At 64.7% G+C, this 22,973-nt stretch carries 24 protein-coding genes; 12 read left to right on the forward strand and 12 right to left on the reverse strand.

Annotation, left to right across the window (positions count from 1 at the left end):
* The first annotated feature begins 350 nt into the window (after window positions 1-350).
* From LY284_RS02520 to LY284_RS02530, 3 genes are all read left to right on the forward strand, one after another.
* Window positions 351-1,649, forward strand: coding sequence for an EAL and HDOD domain-containing protein (locus LY284_RS02520; protein ID WP_045450803.1), 1,299 nt, complete (start codon window positions 351-353; stop codon window positions 1,647-1,649).
* A 63-nt stretch (window positions 1,650-1,712) separates the two neighbouring features.
* Entirely contained in the window at window positions 1,713-2,270 is a 558-nt protein-coding gene (locus tag LY284_RS02525; RefSeq protein WP_045450802.1) for a peroxiredoxin, read from the forward strand.
* Between the two features lie 37 nt (window positions 2,271-2,307).
* The gene (locus tag LY284_RS02530; protein WP_045450801.1) at window positions 2,308-2,781 is read left to right on the forward strand and encodes a hypothetical protein; all 474 of its coding nucleotides are present in this window, start codon (window positions 2,308-2,310) and stop codon (window positions 2,779-2,781) included.
* A 2-nt stretch (window positions 2,782-2,783) separates the two neighbouring features.
* Here LY284_RS02530 and cydB read toward each other — a convergent pair whose 3' ends face one another.
* Both cydB and LY284_RS02540 read right to left on the reverse strand, forming a co-directional pair.
* Window positions 2,784-3,791 carry a cytochrome d ubiquinol oxidase subunit II gene (gene cydB, locus LY284_RS02535; protein WP_014191858.1) on the reverse strand — a complete coding sequence of 336 codons (1,008 nt, stop codon included), beginning with the start codon at window positions 3,789-3,791 and terminating at the stop codon, window positions 2,784-2,786.
* 17 nt (window positions 3,792-3,808) lie between these two features.
* A complete protein-coding gene (locus tag LY284_RS02540; RefSeq protein ID WP_233384434.1) occupies window positions 3,809-5,272 on the reverse strand; it encodes a cytochrome ubiquinol oxidase subunit I in 1,464 nt (487 codons plus the stop codon).
* A 228-nt stretch (window positions 5,273-5,500) separates the two neighbouring features.
* Here LY284_RS02540 and sugE point away from each other — a divergent pair, with 228 nt between their 5' ends.
* The 6 genes from sugE to LY284_RS02570 all read left to right on the forward strand — a co-directional run bounded on the left by sugE (window position 5,501) and on the right by LY284_RS02570 (window position 11,136).
* Window positions 5,501-5,821 carry a quaternary ammonium compound efflux SMR transporter SugE gene (gene sugE, locus LY284_RS02545; protein WP_014191856.1) on the forward strand — a complete coding sequence of 107 codons (321 nt, stop codon included), beginning with the start codon at window positions 5,501-5,503 and terminating at the stop codon, window positions 5,819-5,821.
* A gap of 268 nt (window positions 5,822-6,089) precedes the next feature.
* Window positions 6,090-6,716, forward strand: a complete 627-nt coding sequence (locus LY284_RS02550) for a DUF4126 domain-containing protein (RefSeq protein WP_014191855.1) — start codon at window positions 6,090-6,092, stop codon at window positions 6,714-6,716.
* Between the two features lie 71 nt (window positions 6,717-6,787).
* Window positions 6,788-9,304 carry an ABC transporter permease gene (locus tag LY284_RS02555; protein WP_375294251.1) on the forward strand — a complete coding sequence of 839 codons (2,517 nt, stop codon included), beginning with the start codon at window positions 6,788-6,790 and terminating at the stop codon, window positions 9,302-9,304.
* A 15-nt stretch (window positions 9,305-9,319) separates the two neighbouring features.
* The gene (locus LY284_RS02560; protein WP_014191853.1) at window positions 9,320-9,727 is read left to right on the forward strand and encodes a group II truncated hemoglobin; all 408 of its coding nucleotides are present in this window, start codon (window positions 9,320-9,322) and stop codon (window positions 9,725-9,727) included.
* A 95-nt stretch (window positions 9,728-9,822) separates the two neighbouring features.
* A complete protein-coding gene (locus LY284_RS02565) occupies window positions 9,823-10,554 on the forward strand; it encodes an alanyl-tRNA editing protein (RefSeq protein WP_014191852.1) in 732 nt (243 codons plus the stop codon).
* Window positions 10,555-10,557: 3 nt separating this feature from the next.
* Window positions 10,558-11,136 carry a DUF924 family protein gene (locus LY284_RS02570; protein ID WP_233384445.1) on the forward strand — a complete coding sequence of 193 codons (579 nt, stop codon included), beginning with the start codon at window positions 10,558-10,560 and terminating at the stop codon, window positions 11,134-11,136.
* A 19-nt stretch (window positions 11,137-11,155) separates the two neighbouring features.
* On the opposite strand, the gene LY284_RS02575 is transcribed toward LY284_RS02570, so the two are convergent.
* From LY284_RS02575 to LY284_RS02620, 10 genes are all read right to left on the reverse strand, one after another.
* A complete protein-coding gene (locus LY284_RS02575) occupies window positions 11,156-11,902 on the reverse strand; it encodes an SDR family oxidoreductase (RefSeq protein ID WP_233384447.1) in 747 nt (248 codons plus the stop codon).
* 13 nt (window positions 11,903-11,915) lie between these two features.
* A complete protein-coding gene (locus LY284_RS02580) occupies window positions 11,916-12,500 on the reverse strand; it encodes a TIGR00730 family Rossman fold protein (RefSeq protein WP_014191849.1) in 585 nt (194 codons plus the stop codon).
* 2 nt (window positions 12,501-12,502) lie between these two features.
* A complete protein-coding gene (locus LY284_RS02585; protein ID WP_041730518.1) occupies window positions 12,503-13,222 on the reverse strand; it encodes a TetR/AcrR family transcriptional regulator in 720 nt (239 codons plus the stop codon).
* Window positions 13,223-13,366: 144 nt separating this feature from the next.
* Window positions 13,367-13,894, reverse strand: a complete 528-nt coding sequence (locus LY284_RS02590) for a diacylglycerol kinase (protein WP_233384464.1) — start codon at window positions 13,892-13,894, stop codon at window positions 13,367-13,369.
* Window positions 13,891-14,922 carry a glycosyltransferase family 1 protein gene (locus tag LY284_RS02595; RefSeq protein ID WP_045450797.1) on the reverse strand — a complete coding sequence of 344 codons (1,032 nt, stop codon included), beginning with the start codon at window positions 14,920-14,922 and terminating at the stop codon, window positions 13,891-13,893. The genes LY284_RS02590 and LY284_RS02595 overlap by 4 nt, the downstream gene beginning before the upstream one ends.
* 48 nt (window positions 14,923-14,970) lie before the next feature.
* Entirely contained in the window at window positions 14,971-15,900 is a 930-nt protein-coding gene (locus LY284_RS02600) for a UDP-2,3-diacylglucosamine diphosphatase (RefSeq protein ID WP_045450796.1), read from the reverse strand.
* Window positions 15,901-15,979: 79 nt separating this feature from the next.
* Complete coding sequence (locus LY284_RS02605) at window positions 15,980-16,465, reverse strand: RDD family protein (protein WP_045452103.1); 486 nt, start codon at window positions 16,463-16,465, stop codon at window positions 15,980-15,982.
* A gap of 38 nt (window positions 16,466-16,503) precedes the next feature.
* Entirely contained in the window at window positions 16,504-17,277 is a 774-nt protein-coding gene (locus LY284_RS02610) for a DUF3106 domain-containing protein (RefSeq protein WP_233384467.1), read from the reverse strand.
* 38 nt (window positions 17,278-17,315) lie between these two features.
* Window positions 17,316-17,780 carry a DUF3619 family protein gene (locus tag LY284_RS02615; protein ID WP_045450794.1) on the reverse strand — a complete coding sequence of 155 codons (465 nt, stop codon included), beginning with the start codon at window positions 17,778-17,780 and terminating at the stop codon, window positions 17,316-17,318.
* Window positions 17,777-18,340: an RNA polymerase sigma factor gene (locus LY284_RS02620; RefSeq protein WP_014191841.1), complete on the reverse strand. Its 564-nt coding sequence runs from the start codon at window positions 18,338-18,340 to the stop codon at window positions 17,777-17,779. The genes LY284_RS02615 and LY284_RS02620 overlap by 4 nt, the downstream gene beginning before the upstream one ends.
* 425 nt (window positions 18,341-18,765) lie before the next feature.
* On the opposite strand from LY284_RS02620, the gene LY284_RS02625 reads away from it, so the two are divergent.
* The 3 genes from LY284_RS02625 (at window position 18,766) to ilvC (ending at window position 22,212) form a co-directional block, all read left to right on the forward strand.
* Window positions 18,766-20,529: an acetolactate synthase 3 catalytic subunit gene (locus LY284_RS02625; RefSeq protein ID WP_014191840.1), complete on the forward strand. Its 1,764-nt coding sequence runs from the start codon at window positions 18,766-18,768 to the stop codon at window positions 20,527-20,529.
* 110 nt (window positions 20,530-20,639) lie between these two features.
* A complete protein-coding gene (ilvN, locus tag LY284_RS02630; RefSeq protein ID WP_008341906.1) occupies window positions 20,640-21,131 on the forward strand; it encodes an acetolactate synthase small subunit in 492 nt (163 codons plus the stop codon).
* Window positions 21,132-21,195: 64 nt separating this feature from the next.
* Window positions 21,196-22,212, forward strand: coding sequence for a ketol-acid reductoisomerase (gene ilvC / locus LY284_RS02635; RefSeq protein ID WP_014191839.1), 1,017 nt, complete (start codon window positions 21,196-21,198; stop codon window positions 22,210-22,212).
* Window positions 22,213-22,973 lie beyond the last annotated feature (761 nt).

Raw genomic sequence — 22,973 nt, forward strand, 5'->3', positions numbered from 1 at the left:
TGGTTTCGGGCGGTTCCGGCCGGGACGTGCCGTAACGGGCGCGGCACGCTCTATCAGGCGATTTATCGGCGCGCGGCGCCAAATCTTTAGACGTTAGCGCGGTGCGCGCAATTGATCTCGCGCGCCGACTTGTCCATGAATTGTCGAGTTTCGTAACATGTCGTCTGGCGAATTCGGTTACAGTGGCGCGTTTCGAGCGGAACGGTTCCGCGCCCGTTGCATGCACCATGCGGGGGCATCGCCGGGCTTTGCTCATCAGAATTCGTCCGACTCGTTCGTCTCATGATCGAATCCTTTACACCGCCGGCGGCCGCGTGCGCGCCGCAAAGCACGTCCGGGCCGTTCCCGCCATGCCCCATTCATCCGTGAAGCGCGCGTCGTCCATGAAGCGCGGACCGAGCGTCTATGTCGGACGCCAGCCGATTCTCGACGCCGACGGCGCGCTCGTCGCCTACGAGCTGCTGTTTCGCGACAGCCCCGACAACCGCGCCCGCGTTCACGACGACGTGCAGGCGACCGCGCATGTCGTCGCGCGCACGGTCGGGGAGATCGGCGTGCCGGCGGTGCTCGGGCCGCACTCGGGCTACGTGAACATGAGCCGCGAGCTTCTGTTCGACGACATCGTCCATATCATGCAGCCCGAGCGCTTCGTGCTGGAGCTGCTGGAGAACATCACTTTCGACGAAGCGCTTTTCAAGCGCTGCGCCCAGTTGCGTAACGCGGGCTTTCGCTTCGCACTCGACGACGTGGTGCGCCTCGACGATGCGCTGCTCGCCGCGCTGCCCTCGGTGGATATCGTCAAGGTCGATTTTCTCGTGGCGGACCGTGACCATCTGCCGGAACTCGCGGCGGCGGTGAAGCGGCGCGGCAAGCTGCTCGTGGCCGAGAAAGTCGAGACACGCGACGATTTCGCGCAGGCCAGGCAACTCGGCTTCGATTTCTTCCAGGGGTATTTCTTCGCGCGGCCGCAAGTGCTCTCGGCGCGGCGCGCGAGCCCCGCGCGCGGCTCGCTGCTGCGCCTCATGGCCGTGCTCGCCGGCGAGCCGGGCATGCGCGAGCTCGAAGCCGAACTCAAGCGCAATCCGGACATCGTCGTGCAACTGATGCGGCTCGCGAATTCGAGCGCGCAGACGCGCGGGCGGCGGGTGTCGTCGCTGCGCGAGGCGATCGCGGCAACGGGCACGCGCCAGTTGATGCGCTGGGCGCAACTGCTGCTCTACGCGGACGGCCGCGGCCTGCCGTGGCGCTCGGACCCGCTGCTGCAACTCGTCGGCACGCGCGCGCGCTTTCTGGAACTCGCGGCCTTGCTGCTGCGCCCCGACGACGAAGCGTTCTCCGACGCCGCGTTCATGACCGGCATCTTCTCGCTCGTGCACGTGGTGCTCGACATGCAGCCGGCGGAAATTCTGGATAAGCTGCATCTGGCGGCGGAAATCCGCGCGGCGATTCTCACGGGCGATGGGCCGCTCGGCGCGCTGCTCGGCATCGCGCGGGCGGCGGAGCGGGGCGATGCGCCCGCCATCGACGCGAGCCGCCACGCGCATGCCGCGCTCGACCTGCTCACGCCCGCCGTGCTGGCGAAGTTGCAGTTCGACGCGGCGGCCTGGTTCGCCGAGCATCGCATGGATCACGGCGCGGACGAAGCGTGAGGCAGGCGCGCGCTCGCGCCGCACGAACGAAGCCCACGAACGAAGTCATGAAAAGGAGCGTGCATGAGAAAGCTTTTCAGTCTGATGGCCGGTTGCCTCGTGGCGAGTGCGGCGGCCTTGCCGCTTGCCGCGAACGCGACGCTCAAGCCCGGCGACCCCGCGCCCGATTTCACCGCGCAGGCCTCGCTCGGCGGCAACGTCTACGCCTATTCGCTCGCCGATGCGCTCAAGAAAGGGCCCGTCGTGCTGTACTTCTACCCGGCGGCGTTCACCAAGGGCTGCACGATCGAGGCGCACCAGTTCGCGGAAGCGGTCGAGCAATACAAGGCCGAGGGCGCGACGGTCATCGGCGTGTCGCACGACAACATCGACACGTTGAAAGAGTTTTCGGTGAGCGAGTGCCGCAGCAAGTTTCCGGTCGCGGCGGACCAGGACTCGAAGATCATCAAGTCCTACGACGCCTCCATGCCGATGACACGCACGATGGCCAACCGCGTGTCGTACGTGATCGCGCCGGACGGCAAGGTTATCTACGAGTACACCAGCCTGTCGCCGGACCAGCATGTCGCGAACACGCTTCAGGCGCTGCGTGACTGGAATGCCAAGCACAAGGCGCAGTGATGAGCTGCGCTTTCCTTGATCGATCGCGGGGGGACCCATGCCTATCGTCGTAGGTCTGATCGCTTTAGGATTGCTGATTTATGGCGCGATTTGGTCGTTCAATGCGCTGCACGCGCAGTTTGGCCTGGGGGTGGCAGTGGGCGTCGCGATCGTCGTGCTGCTCGCGATTGCCGCGGGCGTGATGCGCTGGCTCGCGAGCCGCCGCGAGATCGCGCCGAATCTGCGCCGCGGCGAGCACGGCGACTGGACGCACGAGCTTGCGACCGACTGGGGCGGCGTGCGGATCGCGGCGGGCAAGCGCCTGTGCGACGTGCGCCTGCGCGGCGAAACCGGCAGCTACATCTTCGCGGACCTGCGCGGCGCGCGCGCTCAGGAAGCGGGCGGCGCGTGGCAGGTGCTGCTCGACGTGAAGGACGCGAAGCGCGCGGAATGGACCTTGCCGATGCGCGATCGCAACGAAGCGCACAAGTGGGCGCGCATTCTCTCGCTCGCGACGCAGCAGAAGTTGTGAGCCTACTCGGCGTGATAGCCCATGTCGCCGCGCACCTTGCCACGAAACACCCAGTACGACCAGATCACGTAGATCATCAGCACGGGCAGCAGGAACATCGTGCCGATCAGCAGAAACTGATGCGATAGCGGCGCGGCCGACGCGTCCCACAGCGTCACCGAAGGCGGCGCGATGAACGGCCACAGGCTGATCACGAGCCCCGTGAAGGCGAGAAAGAAGAGGCCGATCGAGCACAGGAAGGGCACGACTTCGCGGCCTTTCGCGAGGCTCGACCAGAGCGTCCACGCGAGCAGCACGGTCAGCACGGGCACCGGCGCGAACGCGAAGCTCTCCGGGAAGCCGAACCAGCGCGCCGCGATGCGCGCGTCCTTGAGCGGCGTCCACACGCTGATCAGCAGAATGAACGCGATTACGCCGAGCAGGGCGACATGCGCCATCTTGCGGCTCCACGCCTGCAACTCGCCTTCGGTCTTGAGCACGAGCCACGTCGTGCCCTGCAGCGCGTAGCCGAAGATCAGCCCCACGCCGACGAGCAGCGGAAACGGCGCAACCCAGTTCCAGCTCGTGCCGGCGTATTCGCGGCCCTGAATCGGGAAGCCCTGAATGAACATGCCGAGCACGATGCCCTGCGAAAACGTCGCGACGAGCGAGCCCACGCCGAACGCGCCGTCCCACAGCCACTTGCGCGCGCCGATCACCTCGCGGAATTCGAACGCGACGCCGCGAAAGATCAGCCCGAGCAGCATGAAGAGAATCGGAAAGTAGACCGCCGGCACGATGATCGCGAAGGCGAGCGGAAACACCGCGAACAATCCGCCGCCGCCGAGCACCAGCCACGTCTCGTTGAAGTCCCAGACGGGCGCGACCGAGTTGATCATCAGGTTGCGCGACTCGCCGTCGCGGCGCAGCAGGAACATCACGCCGACGCCCAGATCGAAGCCGTCGAGCAGCACATACATGAACACCGCCAGCGCGAGAATGGCGGCCCACAGCGGCACGAGATCGAGCATCGCGTTCTCCGTCGTCGTTAATTGCGTCCGCGGCCCGGCGGCACGATGTCGTCATTGCTCACGGGGCGGGACGCGCCCGCATGGCTGCCGCCCGCCGACACCGCCGAAAGCGGGCGCGCCGCGCGCGTCTTCGCATCCAGTTCGTCCTTTTCGTGCGCGTGCGCGACTTCGGCAGGCCCGACGCGCACCAGCCGCCGCAACAGGAAAAATCCCGCGCCGAAAATGACGAGATAGGCGCACACGTAAAGCAGCCACGACAGGCCGACATCGGCGGCGGTGAGCGAGGGCGTCACCGAATCCTTCGTGCGCAGAATGCCGTACACGGTCCACGGCTGACGGCCGGCCTCGGTGGTCGTCCAGCCGGCGATCACGGCGATGAAGCCGAGCGGCATCGCCCAGGTCGCCGCGCGCAGCCAGCGCGTGCTCGTCTCGATCCGCCCGCGCGCGAACTGCACGATGCCCCACAGCACGAGCGCGAACATCAGGAGCGCCACGCCGACCATGATGTGAAACGCGAAGAACACGACCGCGACGGGCGGCCGGTCCTCGCGCGGGAAGTCCTTGAGGCCGCGCACATAGCCGTTCGGATCGTGCGTCAGATAGAGGCTGCCAAGCACCGGAATCGAAATCTCGAAGTGATTGCGCTCTTCGTCCTGATCCGGAATCGAGAAGAGATTGGCGGGTACGCGCGTGCCGGATTCCCACAGCCCTTCCATCGCGGCGAGCTTGGCCGGCTGATGCTTCAGCGTGTTGAGGCCGTGCGCGTCGCCGATCACCATCTGGACCGGCACCATGACGATGAGAAAAAGCAGCGACATCTTCACCATCACGCGGCTTTCTTCGAGCGCGCGGTGCTGCCGCAGATACATCGCGCCGACGCCGAGAATGACGAAGGCCGCCGTCACGAGAAACGCGCTGACCGTGTGCCCGAGCCGGTATGGAAACGACGGCGTGAAGATCACGTCGAAAAAGCTCACCACTTCGAAGCGGCCATCCGGCAGCAGGCGGTGGCCCTGCGGCGTCTGCATCCAGCTATTGACCGCGAGAATCCAGAACGACGAGATCACGGTGCCCGCCGCGACGAAAATCGCCGACATCACGTGCGCCCATTGCGGCACGAGCTTGCGCCCGAACAGCAGCACGCCGAGGAACGCCGATTCGAGGAAGAACGCGGTTAGCACTTCGTAGCCCATCAGCGGGCCGACGACGTTCGCGGTGGCGTCGGAAAAGCGGCTCCAGTTGGTGCCGAACTGGAACGGCATGACGATGCCCGACACCACGCCCATGCCGAACGACACCGCGAAGATCTTGAGCCAGAACGCGGAGAGCCGCCGGTAGACGTCGCGCTTGGTGATCCACCAGTTGAATTCGAGGGTCGCGATATAGCACGACAGGCCGACCGTGAACGCCGGCAGCAGAATGTGAAACGCGACGACCCACGCGAACTGAAAGCGTGAGAGCAGGACCGAATCGACATCCATGAACGCTCCTTTGTTCAGGCTTTTGCAGCGGATATGTCGAAGGGACGCCTCGCGCGGGCGTTTTCTCCTTAATACACGGTTTTGACGACGACAGCCACGCGCGGCGGCGCGGGCGAAGCGTCCGAGTGCCGTTTTGCTACAATCGCAGTTCGATCTTATGGCCATGCGGACGACCGCATGCGCATCGTTTTGTCGGGGACGGCCCCATGACTTCAAGGGAGTCGCTCGATGTCCTGGATTCTTCTTTTCATCGCCGGGTTGCTCGAAGTGGCGTGGGCCGCCGGTCTCAAATCGTCGGAAGGCTTTACGCGGCTCGGGCCGTCGATTTTCACGCTCGTCACGGCGATCGGCAGTTTCGTGCTGCTCGCGATGGCCATGAAGCAACTGCCGCTCGGCACGGCGTACGCCGTGTGGACGGGCATCGGCGCGGTCGGCGCGTTCGTGTTCGGCATCGTGTTCATGGGCGAGGCGCTCTCGGCGGCGCGCGTGCTGAGCGCGGTGCTGATCGTCGCCGGGCTGATCGGGCTCAAGCTCTCGTCGGGTCACTGAAGGCGCATCCGTTGCGCCCGCGCCACCCGGCCGTGCGCTGGCACACCGCGAACGGCAAACGTCCGGGGCTTGCTGCACCGCGCGGTTTGGCGTGGATATAATGGTCTGAAGTCAGACGGTTCCTAGTCGTTCCTATGACTCCACGTTTTTGTTGTATCGTCGTGGATGTGGGAGGCTTCTTTCGGCATCTGCCGAAAAGATCGTATCTTCAGCCGGCAAATCGTTCACCTGAAGCGAGCGGCGGCAGCAGGGAACAAGGGAGGCGGCAATGCTTGAGTCACTTTCGCTCGCGGCGGGCCTGTCATGGGCGAGCGGGCTGCGCCTGTACCTCACCGTGTTCATCGCCGGCATGTTTCAGCGCTTCGGGCTGGTCCATCTGCCGGATTCGCTCGCCGTGCTCGGCTCGCCCTGGGTGATCGGCGTCGCGGGCGTGCTCGCGCTCCTCGAATTTCTCGCTGACAAAATCCCCGCCGTCGATTCCCTGTGGGACGCGGTCCACACCTTCATTCGCATTCCGGCGGGCGCGGTGCTCGCGGCCGGCTCGCTCGGCCACGCCGATCCCGCCATGCTCACCGTCGCCGCGCTCGCGGGCGGCACGCTCGCCGGCGCATCGCATTTCGCGAAGGCGGGCACGCGCGCGCTCATCAATCTGTCGCCGGAGCCGGTGTCGAACTGGGCGGCGTCCGCCACCGAAGATGTCGGCGCGGTGACGGGCATCACGCTCGCGCTGTTCGTGCCGTTGCTGTTCCTCGTGCTCCTGCTCGTGTTTCTGGTGCTCGCGGGCTGGGCGCTGCCGCGTCTCGCGCGCGGCGTGCATGTGGGCGTGTCGCGCATGGCCAAGCACATGCTGCCGAATTCGGAGCGCATGAACCGATTGCGGAGCAAGCACGATTGAGCACCGCATTCAGGAACGATCAGGCTGCACGTAAGGCAGGGCATTCGCATCCGGCCATCCGGCTCGGTTTCATGCAGACGGTGCGCCAGGCGTGGCGCATGACGGGGCGCGACTGGCGCGCGGGCGAACTCACGATGCTGCTGCTCGCGCTCGTGCTGGCGGTCGCGGCGCTGTCGAGCGTCGGCTTTCTCGCCGATCGCATGCGCCAGGGCCTCGCGCGCGACGGCCGCCAGATGATCGCCGCCGATTTCGTCGTGCGCGCCGATCATCCCGTCGATACCTTGTTCACGCGCAAGGCCCAATCGCTCGGTCTCGACACCGCGGGCACGACGATCTTCCCCAGCATGATCAGCTCGACGTCCGCGCAGCCGGCCTCCCGGCTCGCCGCGATCAAGGGCGTCACGCCGGGCTATCCGTTGCGCGGCGCGTTGCGCATCGCGCCCGCGCCCGACGCCGCCGATGCCCCCGCGCACGGCATTCCCGCGCCCGGCACCGTGTGGGCCGATCCCGCCTTGCTCGACGCGCTGAAAACGAAGGTTGGCGGCACGGTCAAGGTCGGCACGCGCACCTTCACGGTGGCGGGCGTTATCACGCGCGAGCTGGACCGCGGCTTCTCGTTCGTCAACTTTTCGCCGCGCCTCATGATGCGCGCCGACGAAATCGCGGCGACCGGGCTTGTCGGCTACGGAAGCCGCGTCACGTACCGGCTGCTGGTCGCGGGCCCGGACGCCCAGGTCGAGCAGTTCGCGAAGTTCGCGCGCGACGAAACCGACGGCGGCAAGCTGCGCGGCGTCGCGCTGGAGTCCTTGTCCGACGGTCAGCCGCAGGTGCGCCAGACGATCGATCGCGCGAGCCACTTCCTCACGCTCGTGTCGCTGCTGACGGCGCTGCTCGCGGCCGTTGCGATCGCGATGGCCGCGCATCGCTTCGCGCGCCGGCATCTCGACGGCTGCGCCGCGATGCGCTGTCTCGGCGTCAGCCAGCGCACGCTGCGCGCGCTCTTTCTGAACGAATTCCTGGCGATCGGTCTGATCGGCAGCGGGGTTGGCGTCGTGCTTGGCTTCGGCGGCCATCTCGTGCTGCTGAACTGGCTCGGCGCGCTCGTCGATGTCGAATTGCCGCAGCCGAGCGTGTGGCCCGCGCTGCAAGGCATCGCGATGGGCCTCGTCCTGCTGCTCGGCTTCGCGCTGCCGCCGCTTTTGCCGATCACGCGCGTGCCGCCGGTGCACGTGATCCGGCGCGAGCTCGGCGACGCGGCGCGCGTCGCGCATGCGGCGTACGGCGTCGGCGTGCTGCTGTTCGCGGCGCTCTTGATCGTCGCGGCGGGCGAAGTGAAGCTCGGCGGCATCGTCGCGGGCGGTTTCGCGGCGGGCTTGCTCGTGTTCGGCGCGATCGCGCGCGCGGCGCTCTGGGCGGCGGCGCGCTTCGTGCGGCGAGAGAAGAGCCGCGCGGGCGTGGGCTGGCGTTACGCGCTCGCGTCGCTCGAGCGCCGGAGCGGGTCGAGCGCGCTGCAGATCACCGCGCTCGGCATCGGGCTGATGTGTCTGCTGCTCATCGGCATGACGCGCAACGACCTCATCAAGGGATGGCGCGACGCGACGCCGCCCGACGCGCCGAATCAGTTTCTCATCGACATTCAGCCGGACCAGCGTCAGGGTGTGCTCGATTATCTTCACGCGCACGGCCAGCCTGACGCCGCGCTTTCGCCGATGGTGCGCGCACGGCTCGTCTCGATCAACGGCAAGCCGGTGAATCCGCAAGACTACGACAAGGCCGATGCGAAGCGCCTCGTCGACCGCGAATTCAACCTGTCCTACACGACCGAGCTGCCGGGCGACAACCGCGTCACGCAAGGCGCGTGGTTCGGCAAGGACACGAAGCCGCAGGTGTCGATCGAGGAGGGCATCGCGAAGACGATTCGCGTGAAACTGGGCGACACGCTGCGTTTCGATGTCGCCGGTCTGCCGGTCGAAGCGCCGGTGACGAGCGTGCGCAAGGTCGACTGGAATTCGTTCAAGGTCAACTTCTTCGTGCTGCTGCCGCCCGAGGCGCTCGCCGATCTACCGGCGACCTTCATCACGAGCTTTCATCTGCCGCTCGACGAGCAGCGCGTGATCGACGGGCTGGTGGCGCGTTATCCGAACGTGACGGCGATCGATATCGCGCCGATTCTCGCGCAGATTCACCGCACGCTGGCGCAGGTGATCGGCGCGGTGCAGTTCCTGTTTCTCTTCACGCTCGCGGCGGGCGTGCTCGTGCTGTACGCGGCGCTCGCCGGTACGCGCGACGAACGCGTGCGCGAGTCGGCGCTCTTGCGCGCGCTCGGCGCATCGCACCGGCAGGTGCGCTCGGTGCAGGTCGCGGAGTTCGTCGCCGTGGGCGCGCTGTCCGGCCTGATGGCCGCGATCGGCGCGCAGGCGATCGGCTACGTGCTCGCGGCGCGCGTGTTCGAATTTCACATCGATTTCAATCCGTGGCTCGTGCCCACGGGCATCGTGGCGGGCGTCGCGTGCGCGGGCGTCGGCGGCTGGCTGAGCCTGCGGCGCGTGCTGGTGCGCCCGGCCCTGCAATCCCTGCGCGATGCGTAATTTTTCGTACAAGCAATGACTGAAGACACCGAACAAGGCCAGCAGCCGACCGCTTTCGAGCTGATCGGCGGCGAGGCGCGCGTGCGCGCGCTCGTCGATCGCTTTTACGACCTGATGGATCTCGAGCCGGAATTCGCCGGCATCCGCGCGCTGCATCCGCCGACGCTCGACAATTCGCGCGACAAGACGTTCTGGTTCCTGTGCGGCTGGATGGGCGGGCCGGATCATTACATCGACCGCTTCGGGCATCCGCGTTTGCGGGCGCGGCATCTGCCGTTTTCGATCGCCTCGTCCGAGCGCGATCAATGGCTGCGCTGCATGGCCTGGGCGATGGAAGACATCGGCGTCGACGAAGCCTTGCGCGAGCGCCTTCTGACTTCGTTCTTCGATACGGCCGACTGGATGCGCAACCGACCCGGTTGATTCGCGCCGATTTGTACCGGTTCACGCGGGGCGCGGGTGATGCATCATCGGTGCTTCACCTCTTACGCAAGCATCGGACGCAAGGAACGGCAAACATGAGCACACGCGCACTCTTTCGCGAGGACGCCTATCTGACGCGTTGCGACGCGACGGTGACGGCCATCGACGAGCAGGGCATTCACCTCGACCGGACGGTGTTCTATCCGCTCGGCGGCGGCCAGGCGGGCGACGCCGGCACGCTCACGCTCGCGGATGGCACGGTGGTCGCGATCGCCGATACGCGCAAGGCGAAGTTCGAAGGCGCGACGCCGGACGACGCCGTGCACGTGCCCGCGCCGGGTCAGGAAGACGCGCTGGCTCGCATGAAGGTTGGCGACGCGGTGAAGGCGGAGATCGACTGGTCGCGGCGTCATCGGCATATGCGGCTGCATACGGCGAGCCATCTGATCTGCGCGGTGCTGCCGTATCCGGTGGACGGATGCAGCATCACGAGCGACTACGCGCGCCTCGATCTCGCCACCGTCGAGCCGATCGAGCGCGAAACGGTCGAAGCGAAGCTGAACGCGTTGATCGGCGGCGCGCACGACGTTCACACCGAATGGATCACCGACGACGAAATGGCCGCGCGCCCCGAGCTCGTGCGCACGATGAGCGTGAAGCCGCCGATGGGCCTCGGCCGCGTGCGCCTCTTGCGTATCGAGAATGTCGATTTGCAGCCGTGCGGCGGCACGCATGTGCGCAATACGGGGGAAATCGGCACGCTGCGCATCGCGAAGCTGGAAAAGAAGAGCGCGCGCACGCGGCGGCTCGTGCTGGAACTCGTCTGACGCATGGACCTGCGCGCGCAGGCCGTTCTCGATCTCTGGTTCGGTGAACCGGGCTCGCCCGAGTTCGGGCAGGAACGCAAGCTGTGGTGGAAGAAGAAGCGCGTGGTCGATGCGATGCTCACGGAGCGTTTCGGCGCATTGCTCGAAGAAGCGCACGCGGGCGGTCTGCGCGAGTGGGAGCGCACGCCGCTCGGCACGCTCGCGCTGATCGTGCTGCTCGATCAGTTTTCGCGCAATTGCTATCGGAACACGCCGCGCGCCTTCGCGGGCGATACGCGTGCGCTCGCGCTGGCGAAAAAGCTGGTCGAAAGCGGCGACGATCTGAGTCTGCCGGGCGCGTATCATCGCGCGTTCGCGTATATGCCGTTCGAACACGATGAAACGCCCGAAAGCCAGCGTGAATCGCTGAGACTATTCGGAAAGCTAAACGAGGAAACGGGCGTTTCGAGCTTCTACGAATCGGCCGTCGAGCACGCCGACGTGATCGAGCGCTTCGGGCGCTTTCCGCATCGCAACCGGATTCTCGGGCGCGAGATGTTGCCCGATGAAGAAGCGTGGCTGGCGAAACACGGCGGGTTTTGATTCGCCGTTTCCGTTACCGTCACCGTCCGCCCGTCACGTCCAGAATCGCCCCCGTCACATACGACGATGCGTCCGACAGCAGCCACACGATCGATTCGCCGACTTCATCGGCCGTGCCCGCGCGTCCGATGGGCGTCTGCACGCCGAGCACGTGCGCGCGATCCGGCTTGCCGCCGCTCGCGTGGATTTCCGTGTCGATGAGTCCGGGCCGCAGCGCATTCACACGCACGCCTTCGGGCCCGAGTTCCTTCGAAAGCCCGATGGTCAGCGTATCGATCGCGCCTTTCGAGCCGGCATAGTCGACATACTCGTTCGGGCCGCCGAGCCGCGCCGCCGCCGACGACAGGTTCACGAGCGACCCGCCCTTGCCGCCGCGCGAGGTCGACATGCGCCGCGCCGCCTCGCGTGCGACGAGATAGGCGCCGAGCACGTTGATGTCGAAGATGCGCTTCATCCGCGCGATGTCCATGTCCGCGAGCGCCGAGCCGGGCGCGACGACGCCCGCGTTGTTCACGACGCCGTCGATCTTGCCGAACGCCTTCTCGGTCGCGTCGAACATCGCGATGACCGCGGCTTCGTCGGCGACATCGCCGCCAATGGCGATCGCCTTGCCGCCCGCGGCCTGCACGGCGGCGACGGTGGCATCGGCGGCGGCCGCATTCGACGCATAGTTCACGCCGACCGACCAGCCGCGCGCGCCCGCCAGCACCGCAGCCGAGCGGCCGATGCCGCGGCTGCCGCCCGTAATCAGAATCACCTTTGACATGCGCTTTCGCTCCTCAGACGGCGTTGCGGTTGGTGGCCCACTTGTCGTTCGCGGGCGGCGTGTAGGCCTTGAGCCTCGCGATCATCGCGTCGGGCTCGGCGGCGACCTGGATCATATCGAGCAGCGGCGCGCGCATGAAACCTTCGGCGACCGTGTGGCGCAGCATCGCCATGAGCGGATCGTAGTAGCCGTTCACGTCGAGCAGGCCGACCGGCTTCTGGTGATAGCCGAGCTGCGCCCACGTGTAGACCTCGAAAAACTCCTCGAAGGTGCCGACGCCGCCCGGCATCGCGACGAACGCGTCCGAGAGATCGGCCATCATTTTCTTGCGCTCGTGCATGTCGGGCACGACGTGCAGTTCGGTGAGATCCGTGTGGCCGACTTCCTTCGCGACCAGCAATTCGGGAATGACGCCGACCGCGCGTCCGCCCGCGGCGAGCACTTCATCGGCAATGAGGCCCATGAGACCGACGCGCCCGCCGCCATAGACGAGCGCGAGATTGTTGTCGACCAGCGCGCGGCCGAACGCCTTGGCCGCTTCGGCATAGACGGGGCGGGCTCCGGTCGCGGAGCCGCAATAGACACAGACTGCTTTCATGCTCAGGAATCCTTCGGTGGTTCTGACTTGTCCTCGCGCGGCGGCAGGAAGTCCGCGTATTCGCGCTTCGGAAGCTTACCGGATACGAGGTCGTCGAAGAGCTGGCGCGAGCGCCCGCGCAGATACGGCGCCATGATCGAGATGATGTGCAGGCTCGCCTGATGCAGCTCCGTGCGGATCGCTTCCTGATCGTTGTACTTGCGCGGATTCATCACGTACTGGTACGAGAGCCAGTAGGTCGCGATCACGCCCATGTTGGTCGCGACCACGTTGATCTCCTCGGGCGTCGCGACCATTTCGCCGTCGGCCACGAGCGCCTCGCACAACTGGCTCGCGAAATGCACCTTGTGCGTGATGATCTGCTTGAAGTGCGTTTCGAGCGTGCGGTTGCGCGCGAGCAGATCGTTCAGGTCGCGATAGAGAAAGCGGTACGTCCAGAGGAAATCCGCCATGTACTGCAGGTACGACCACATTTCGTCGATCGTCGGGCGGTGGTCGTCCGGAAAGCGCAGGCGCTTCTGAATCTGCTGCTCGAACTGCGCGAAGATGCTGTTGATGATGTCGTCTTTGTTGCGGAAATGGTAGTACAGGTTGCCTGGACTGATTTCCATCTCCTCGGCGATCGTCGTCGTGGTGACGTTCGGCTCGCCGATATCGTTGAACAACTTCAGCGACAGTTCGAGTATGCGTTCGCGGGTGCGGCGGGGTGGTTTGGCTTCCATGTCGTCCGACCTTGGCATCGGGCCGCGGCGGCTCGGGATGAGCGTTCGCACGGCCGCTTCCGTTGCTATTTTTGAGAATGTCGGACGATTATAAACCGGTCGTTCGGCTGCACCCATGCGGGCTCTACGCGATGGTGCTCTCCTTTATAAGATACGCGCGAGCCACGGGGATGCAAGCGGCCAGAGAATCAGGCCCCAGGTGATGACGCAAACGCCCAGCGCGACCATGACCGCGGCGCTGCCGAAATCCTTGGCCCGCTTCGACAATTCATGTCGTTCGAGCGAGATGCGGTCGATGGCCGCCTCGACGCTCGAATTGAGCAGCTCGACGATCAGCACGAGCAGCACCGACGCGATCAGCGCGGCGCGTTCCACCGGCGCGACCGGCACGAAGAGGCTGACCGGCAGCAGAATCGCGGCGAGCGTCAGTTCCTGGCGAAACGCGCTTTCCTCGCGAATCGCGACGCGAAAGCCGTAGAGCGAGTTCTTCATCGCGTGCCAGGCGCGCGTGAAGCCGCGGTTGCCCTTGTACGGATTGAAGGGCAAGTCGTCGGGGCCGAGCGGCTCGCTGGCCGGCGCGGGCCTGCCGTCGGTTTCGTCGGTGTCTTCGATATCGTCGTCGAAGGGATCGCTCTCTCGCGCACGCTTCCGCGCCACGGCGCGTTGCGTCATGCGGCGGCCCGGTCCTGACTCGCCGCGCGCGGCCCGCACTGCCGCAGATGCGAGGCGAACTGCTCCGACGCCGCGCGCCACGAGAAGCGCTCGGCCCATGCGCGGGCATCGGCGCGTTCGATCTTCAGCGCCTCCAGGCAGGCTTCGCGCAGGTCGTCGTGGAGCGCGCCGGGGCCGTTTTCGCCGAGCACGTCGATCGGGCCGGTCACCGGATACGCCGCGACCGGCGTGCCGCAGGCCATCGCTTCGAGCAGCACGAGGCCGAAGGTGTCGGTCCTGCTCGGGAACACGAAGACATCCGCCGCCGCGTAGACCTTCGCAAGCTCGGGCTGCGACAGCACGCCCAGATAGTTCGCGTTCGTGTAGCGCGATTTCAGCTCGGCGAGGGCGGGGCCTTCGCCCGCGACCCACTTCGAGCCGGGCAGATCGAGCTTCAGGAACGCCTCGACGTTCTTCTCGACCGCGACCCGCCCGACGTACAGAAAGATCGGCCGCGCGGTATTGAGCACCTTCGACTCCATCGGATGAAAGATGTCGAGATCGACGCCGCGCGTCCACAGCACGACGTTGGTGAAGCCGTACTGTTCGAGATCGCTCTTGACGACGGGCGTCGGCGCCATCACCGCCTGCGAGTCCTTGTGAAACCAGTGCAGGAAGCGGTAGGTCATCGCGAGCGGAATGCCGAAGCGCGCCTTCACGTACTCCGGAAAGCGCGTGTGATACGCGGTCGTGAACGGCAGCTTGTGGCGCAGCGCATAAGCGCGCGCGGCGAGCCCGAGCGGGCCTTCGGTGGCGATGTGCAGCGCATCCGGCGCGAATGCGTCGATGCGCGCGGCGACGCGCCGGCCCGGCAGCAGCGAAAGGCGGATCTCGGGATAAGTCGGGCAGGGGATCGTCCTGAATTCGAGCGGCGTGAGCAATTCCACGCGATGGCCCAGCGCGCACAACTCCTTCGTCGTCTGCGTGAGCGTGCGCACGACGCCGTTGACCTGCGGCTCCCACGCGTCGGTAACGATCATGATCTTCATCGAATGGCCCAGGTTGGTGTGACGTGTAATGGCTCGATGCGGCGGCGTTCAGACGGTGGCGCGAGCGCGTGTCGTGCGTGCTTCGCCTGCCTGTTGCGCGCGCATCACGGTCCAGTAGACGATCTTCAGTTCGCCGTCGTAGGTCTCGACGAGCGCGGAGAGGCTCTCGACCCAGTCGCCGTCGTTGCAGTAGAGCGTGCCGTCGATTTCGCGGATCTCGGCCTTGTGGATGTGGCCGCACACGACGCCGTCGCAGCCGCGGCGGCGCGCCTCGTCGGTCATCACCTTTTCGAACTGCGAGATGAAGTTCACCGCGTTCTTGACCTGATGCTTGAGGTACTGCGAGAGCGACCAGTAGTTGAAGCCGAATTTCGTGCGCACGCGATTGAACCAGCGGTTGAGCAGCAGGATCATCGTGTAGGCGGTGTCGCCGAGATAGGCGAGCCATTTCGCGTGCTGGATCACGCCGTCGAAGAGATCGCCGTGCACGATCCACAGGCGCTTGCCCGCGAGCGTCGTGTGGAACGCTTCGCCGCGCACGTGGATGTCGCCGAACGCGAGATCGCAGAACTGGCGCGCGGCTTCGTCGTGATTGCCGGGAATGTAGACGACCTGCGTGCCCTTGCGCGCCTTGCGCAGGATCTTCTGCACGACGTCGTTGTGCGCCTGCGGCCAGAACCAGCCTTTGCGAAGCTGCCATCCGTCGATGATGTCGCCGACGAGATACAGATACTCCGACTCGTGATACCGCAGGAAGTCGAGCAGATACGGCGCTTGGCAGCCGCCCGAGCCGAGGTGAATGTCGGAGAGCCAGATGGTGCGGTAGCGGTGCGGCGCGTCGCCGGCATCGCCGTGTTCGTCATCGTGGAGGCTCGGCGTGTCTGGCGACACCGCCTTGGGCGATTCAGTGGACTCGGATCGCAGTGCGAACGGACCGGGCGGGTCGAATGCCGGGTGAACTGACGAAGTGAAGGCCATTGGCACGCGCATCGGGTTTCGGTATGCGCATTGCACCGTGCGGCCGTGACCGAGCCGTGACAGTCACGAGAAGTTCTTATTACTTGACGACAGCTTGAGTCGCGACGATGCGCGTGCCGGCGAGGCGGTCATGCAGGAACTGGCGCGCGGGATCGAGCCGCACGGCCGCCGCCCACAGCACGACCCACGCCGCAAACACGGCGAACGTCTGCGGCACGGTGAGGGAAAGCAGCGGATGCAGCGCGAGCGGCGGCAGGAACCAGAGCCATGCGAGCGCGTACCGCGCGAGCGCGCGTCCGGCCTTGACGGGCTGGCCGTGCGTATCGACGACCTTCAGGCGCCAGGTTTTCATCGGCAGGGTCTGGCCGCCGTGAGTCCAGAAATACACGAAGTACGCGGCGAGCACGAGGCCGATCCACGACATCAGCCAGTTGTGGTGCGTGAGGCCGTTGCGTTGCTGCGTGAGCGTGCTGAAAAGATATCCGGCGATGAACACGACGCCGAACAGGATAACGCCTTCGTAGAGCATCGTCGCGAGGCGGCGGCGCAGCGTGGGCGCGCGCATCGGCGTGACGGAGGCCGCGGCCGCTTCGGGCTGGGCGCTCACGAGCCGTTGTACATCGAAGGCGCCTGCTGCGGCGACACGGGGATCGGCGTGGCCGGCACGATGCTCGCGGCGTTCGGAATGGCAGGCTGCATCGGTGCGCCGGAGGCGGGCGCGGCCGTGCCGGGCGCCGTGGCGGAACCGGCTTCCGCATGTCCGGAGGCGTGACCCTGCTCACGCGCCGCGACGAGGCGGTTGATGTCCTTCACTTCGGTCTTGCCCGTGGGCGGCGCGGAAACGACGGTAGGACGGCGCGTGCGCTCGCTCGCGGCGAGCTTCTTTTTCTGCTCTTCGGAGAGCTTCTGATACGCATCCCAGGCTTTCTCGCGCTTTTCCAGCGGCACCGCTTTGGAAACCTGATAGTTCTCGCGCGCGACCTTGCGCTCATCGGGCGTGAGCCGCACCCATTCTTCCATGCGCTGATGCAGATGCTTCTGCGCCTCGGGCGACATCCGGTGAAAGCGCGACGCGATCTTGAGCCACTTCTGCTTGCGCTCGTCGGAAAAAGAATCCCACTGCGCGACGAAGGGCGCGAGCGCGAGATGCTGCGCCTCGGTCAGATGGCTCCAGGACAGCGGCCCTTCGGACGAGAGTGCGGAAAGCGGCGAAAGATTCGTGTCGGCGTGAGCGCCCGAGCCGCCGGCGGCCGGCGTGGCGACCGACGACGGCGGGGCGGCGGCAGTGGCGTAGAAGCGCGGATAAGTCGCGGCGAACGCAACCATGCCCGCAATCGCGCAACCAAAGACAATCGCGAGACCGCGCTTGTAACTCACCCGAAAATTCCCCCGCTGTGTTCAGTCCGAACGATGACTTAGTGATTGCGCGTCAGATACGCGTTGAAACCGTGGTCGAGATAGGCGTCGATCGGCAGGCTGTCGCTCATCATGGCCGCGTCGATGTCGGCGAGTTCGGCGCGGCGCTCCTGATCTTCCCAATAGGCGATGCCCGCCAGCCCGATGACGAGCGCCGCGAGCGGCCACGCGAGACCGAGGCCGCCAAGCCGCGCGAGCCAGCCCTTCGGACGATGGCCGTCGCCGGAATCGCCCGTGGTGAGGGTCGAGCCCATTTCGGCGCCCGCACCAGCGAACGCCGGCGTGAAGGCGGGCGCGCTCATCGCGACGGCTGCCTTTTCCGGCTTCTTGCGCGCGATCGCGGCGCGGCGCGCTTCGCGCAGCCGGTCCACGGCGGCAGCCGGCATGTTCGACGTATTTTCGTCGAGCGCGCGCACGACTTTCAGCGCGAACTCGTTTTCTTTCGTTTCAAGTGCGGAACTCATAGCGTGATCCCTTTTGCTTTCAGGGCTTGCGCGAGTGTGTGCGTGGCGCGTGAACAATGTGTCTTCACGCTGCCCTCGGAGCACCCCATCGCAGCGGCCGTCTCGGCGACATCCATATCCTCCCAGTAACGCATGAGAAACGCTTCCCGTTGACGCGCGGGCAGTTTCTGGATTTCGGCATCGATCAGGTTCAGCACCTGTTCGCGCTCCAGCTTGTTCTCGCTGCTCTCGCTGCCGGCCGCGCCGTCTTCGGATTCGAAGGTTTCGAGCGGGTCGAATTCGTCGTCGTCCGCGTTGCCGAAGGACGAGAAGAGGCTGACCCAGGTGTTGCGCACCTTCTGGCGACGGAAATAATCGTGCGTCGCGTTCTGAAGGATACGCTGGAATAAAAGCGGAAGCTCGCTCGCGGGACGGTCGCCGTATTTTTCCGCCAGCTTGATCATCGCGTCCTGCACGATGTCGAGCGCCGCGTCGTCGTCGCGAACGGTATACACGGTCTGCTTGAACGCGCGTCTTTCGACGCCCGCCAGAAAGTCGGCGAGTTCCTTGTCTGATGCCATCCGTTGGGGGCCGGCGCAACGAATTTGCGTCCGTAGTTGCGTCGAAAAAGGGAATCGTGGAGTTCGAGGAAAACCTGCGAATCCTAGCAAAGTTTCGCGGCAGCGGGAGCAAATGAGCGATTTTGTTGCCACTTCCGGTGTTCGGCCGGGCGATTGCATACCACTTCGACAGCTTGAGCTTGCACGGCGCTTTCGGGCGCGGACCGTTGCCAAAAGCCGCTATCGGACGGTTCGCAAAGTTTTTGCTTGACCCGTCGCGCGGCGCGCTGTTACATTTTCTGACTCGCATCATCCAGTGAAATGTCTGCTTTGAGGCGAGCCCAAGAAGCACGCCTGTCAATTCAAGACGCGCCGCTTGAACCCGAGCCACAAGCCCGGCAGAGAGCACCCGATCAATTTTTTGCCGAAAATTCGAAAGGTGATGAATGAACATGCCTAGCGCGGAATTCTCCACGTCGGATACCACTCCTCCTCACGAAGCCGATTCCATCGGCGGGACCGTGCTCATGCGCGCGCTCGCGGATGAAGACGTCGAATTCATCTGGGGCTATCCCGGCGGCTCGGTACTCTACATCTACGACGAGCTCTACAAGCAGGACCAGATTCAGCACATTCTCGTGCGCCACGAGCAGGCCGCCGTGCACGCCGCCGACGCGTATTCGCGCTCGACCGGCAAAGTAGGCGTGTGTCTCGTGACTTCGGGCCCGGGCGTCACCAATGCCGTCACCGGCATCGCCACGGCCTACATGGATTCGATTCCGCTCGTCGTCATCAGCGGCCAGGTGCCCACCGCGGCCATCGGCCTCGATGCGTTCCAGGAGTGCGACACCGTCGGCATCACGCGTCCTTGCGTGAAGCACAACTTCCTCGTGAAGGACGTGCGCGACCTCGCCGCGACCGTCAAGAAGGCGTTCTACATCGCGCGCACGGGCCGTCCGGGTCCGGTGCTGATCGACATTCCGAAGGACGTGTCGAAGGCGCCGTGCAAGTACGAGCCGATCAAGAGCGTGTCGCTGCGTTCGTACAATCCGGTCACGAAAGGCCATTCGGGCCAGATCCGCAAGGCGGTGCAACTGCTCTTGTCGGCGAAGCGCCCGTACATCTACACCGGCGGCGGCATCATTCTGGCGGACGCGTCGCGCGAGCTGAACCAGTTCGCCGATCTGCTCGGCTATCCCGTCACCAACACGCTGATGGGCCTCGGCGGCTACCGCGCGTCGGACAAGAAGTTCCTCGGCATGCTCGGCATGCATGGCACGTACGAAGCCAACATGGCGATGCAGAACTGCGACGTGCTGATCGCCATCGGCGCGCGCTTCGACGACCGCGTGATCGGCGATCCGAAGCACTTCGCGTCGTCGCCGCGCAAGATCATTCATATCGACGTCGATCCGTCGTCCATTTCCAAGCGCGTGAAGGTCGATATTCCAATCGTCGGCGACGTGAAGGAAGTGCTGAAGGAACTCATCGAGCAGCTTCAGCACGCGGAGCACGGCCCGGATACGGCGGCGCTCAAGACCTGGTGGGACGATATCGAAGGCTGGCGCTCGAAGGACTGCCTGGCGTTCGACCGCAAGAGCGAGATCATCAAGCCGCAGTATGTGGTCGAAAAGCTCTGGGAATTGACCGACGGCAACGCGTTCGTGTGCTCGGACGTCGGCCAGCATCAGATGTGGGCGGCGCAGTTCTATCCGTTCAACAAGCCGCGCCGCTGGATCAATTCGGGCGGCCTCGGCACGATGGGCTTCGGCCTGCCCGCCGCGATGGGCGTGAAGATGGCCTATCCGGACGACGAAGTGGTCTGCATCACCGGCGAAGGCTCCATCCAGATGTGCATTCAGGAGCTCTCGACGTGCAAGCAGTACAACACGCCCGTCAAGATCATCTCGCTGAACAACCGCTATCTGGGCATGGTGCGCCAGTGGCAGCAGATCGAGTACAAGAAGCGCTATTCCAGTTCGTACATGGACGCGCTGCCGGACTTCGTGAAGCTGGCCGAGGCGTATGGCCACGTTGGCATTCGTGTCGAAAAAACCGCGGACGTCGAACCGGCGCTCAAGGAAGCGCTGCGTTTGAAAGATCGCACTGTATTTCTCGACTTCCAGACCGATCCGACCGAAAACGTATTCCCGATGGTGCAAGCCGGTAAGGGCATCACGGAAATGCTGCTCGGGTCTGAGGATCTCTAACGCGGGTTTGATTCGCGAGGCTCGCGCGCGCCTGTCTTCACAAAGGACATGTGCCGCGCGCGGGTTTTTCGGACAAGCGCCAATCTGGACACACATCGGGAAACACGAACATGAAACACATCATCTCCGTTCTGCTGGAAAACGAGCCGGGCGCGTTATCGCGCGTCGTCGGATTGTTTTCGGCACGCGGCTATAACATCGAAACGCTGACGGTGGCGCCGACCGAAGACAGTTCGCTGTCGCGGCTGACCATCGTCTCCATTGGCTCGGACGACGTGATCGAACAGATCACGAAGCACCTGAACCGCCTGATCGAGGTGGTGAAAGTGGTCGACCTGACAGAGGGCGCCCACATCGAGCGCGAGCTGATGCTCATCAAGGTCCGGGCGGTCGGCAAGGAACGCGAAGAAATGAAGCGCATGGCGGATATCTTCCGCGGCCGCATCATCGACGTGACCGAGAAGACCTACACGATGGAACTGACGGGCGCGTCCGACAAGCTCGACGCGTTCATCCAGGCGCTCGACGCCACGGCGATCCTCGAAACGGTTCGCACGGGCAGTTCCGGCATCGGCCGGGGCGAGCGGATTCTCAAGGTTTGAAGGCGCCTCACCCATTCATTTGCAGCACGTAGCGCAACCATTTTCCAGGACTCAAGGAACCACCATGAAAGTTTTCTACGACAAGGACGCCGACCTCTCCCTCATCAAGGGCAAGCAAGTCACCATCATCGGTTATGGCTCGCAAGGCCATGCGCACGCGCTCAACCTGAAGGAAAGCGGCGTGAACGTGACGGTCGGCCTGCGTAAGGGCGGCGCATCGTGGAGCAAGGCCGAGAACGCGGGCCTCAAGGTGAAGGAAGTCGCCGAAGCCGTGAAGGGCGCGGATGTGGTCATGATGCTGCTGCCCGACGAGCAGATCGCCGAGGTCTACAAGAACGAAGTGCACGACAACGCCAAGCAAGGCGCGGCGCTCGCGTTCGCGCACGGCTTCAACGTGCACTACGGCCAGGTGATCCCGCGCGCGGATCTGGACGTCATCATGATCGCGCCGAAGGCACCGGGCCACACCGTGCGCAACACGTACCAGAACGGTGGCGGCGTGCCGCACCTGGTCGCCGTGGCGCAAGACAAGTCCGGCTCGGCGCGCGATGTGGCGCTGTCGTACGCCGTGGCGAACGGCGGCGGCCGCGCGGGCATCATCGAAACGAACTTCCGTGAAGAAACCGAAACCGATCTGTTCGGCGAACAAGCCGTGCTGTGCGGCGGTACGGTCGATCTGATCAAGGCCGGCTTCGAAACGCTGGTGGAAGCGGGCTACGCGCCGGAAATGGCGTACTTCGAGTGCCTGCACGAACTGAAGCTGATCGTCGACCTGATCTATGAAGGCGGCATCGCCAACATGAACTACTCGATCTCGAACAACGCCGAGTACGGCGAATACGTGACGGGTCCGCGCATCGTCACGGAAGAGACGAAGAAGGCGATGAAGGCCGTGCTGAAGGACATCCAGACCGGCGAATACGCGAAGAGCTTCATCATCGAGAACCGCGCCGGCGCGCCGACGCTGCAATCGCGCCGCCGTCTGACCTCGGAGCATCAGATCGAGCAGGTCGGCGAGAAGCTGCGCGCGATGATGCCGTGGATCGCAAAGAACAAGCTGGTCGATCAGTCGAAGAACTAAGCTGCATCTTTTCGACTCGCGTCACGCTTCTTGCTTGTAGAAAAGCCGCCCGGTTGCCCTGTGCGCCGGGCGGCTTTTGCTATCCTACGGTTTTTAGTGCGACGTGAGTCGCATCGACTGGACGGCGCAAGCCGTCCCATTGGTGGCACCTTGGGCCACCCCTTGTGTAGCAAACGAAACCGAGTGCGGTTTGGCTTGGAATCGTAGCTTTAGACGCACCGGAGTCTTCGGACCCTTGCGCGTAATCGCATTGACCTGATTACCGTCAGGTTCCGCCCAGTTAGCGGCTTCAACTCCGCTAACAAAGCGGATTGGAGTATGTGATTTCAGGGTAGGTCGAGCGCAAGCTCGGTTTGTCATTGTTCAATCTCACGGGGTTAGCCCCCCTATGAGGTAGAGAACCTGCTGTACGACCAGCAGTAGCCTAGGAGGACATGCGTCACTGGCAACGGTGGGGTGTGAAGCTTCTCTGACAATGTAGCCCCCGAAGTTTGGGTGACTGCCTGTTGTGAAACAGGTATTCAGAGACTCCTAGCAGCAAGGGGGTTGAGGCGCTAGGCTGGCTGATACGGTTAACGGAAGTGAACTGATGATAAACCTCGTAAGTGGGACGATGCCAAAGCTGCTGATAGGCATTAACCAAAACGGTGTGCGGTCGGATAACTCGCTTGAAATTCGGGTTACGTCGTCTTAGGGCCGCCGGGGGAAAGGCAGAACCTACGTCAGTCATGTGGCAGGCCGGGAACACGGTAAGCCCGTAT

The sequence above is a fragment of the Caballeronia sp. PC1 genome (assembly GCF_021353155.1).
Classification (GTDB): Bacteria; Pseudomonadota; Gammaproteobacteria; order Burkholderiales; family Burkholderiaceae; genus Caballeronia; species Caballeronia cordobensis.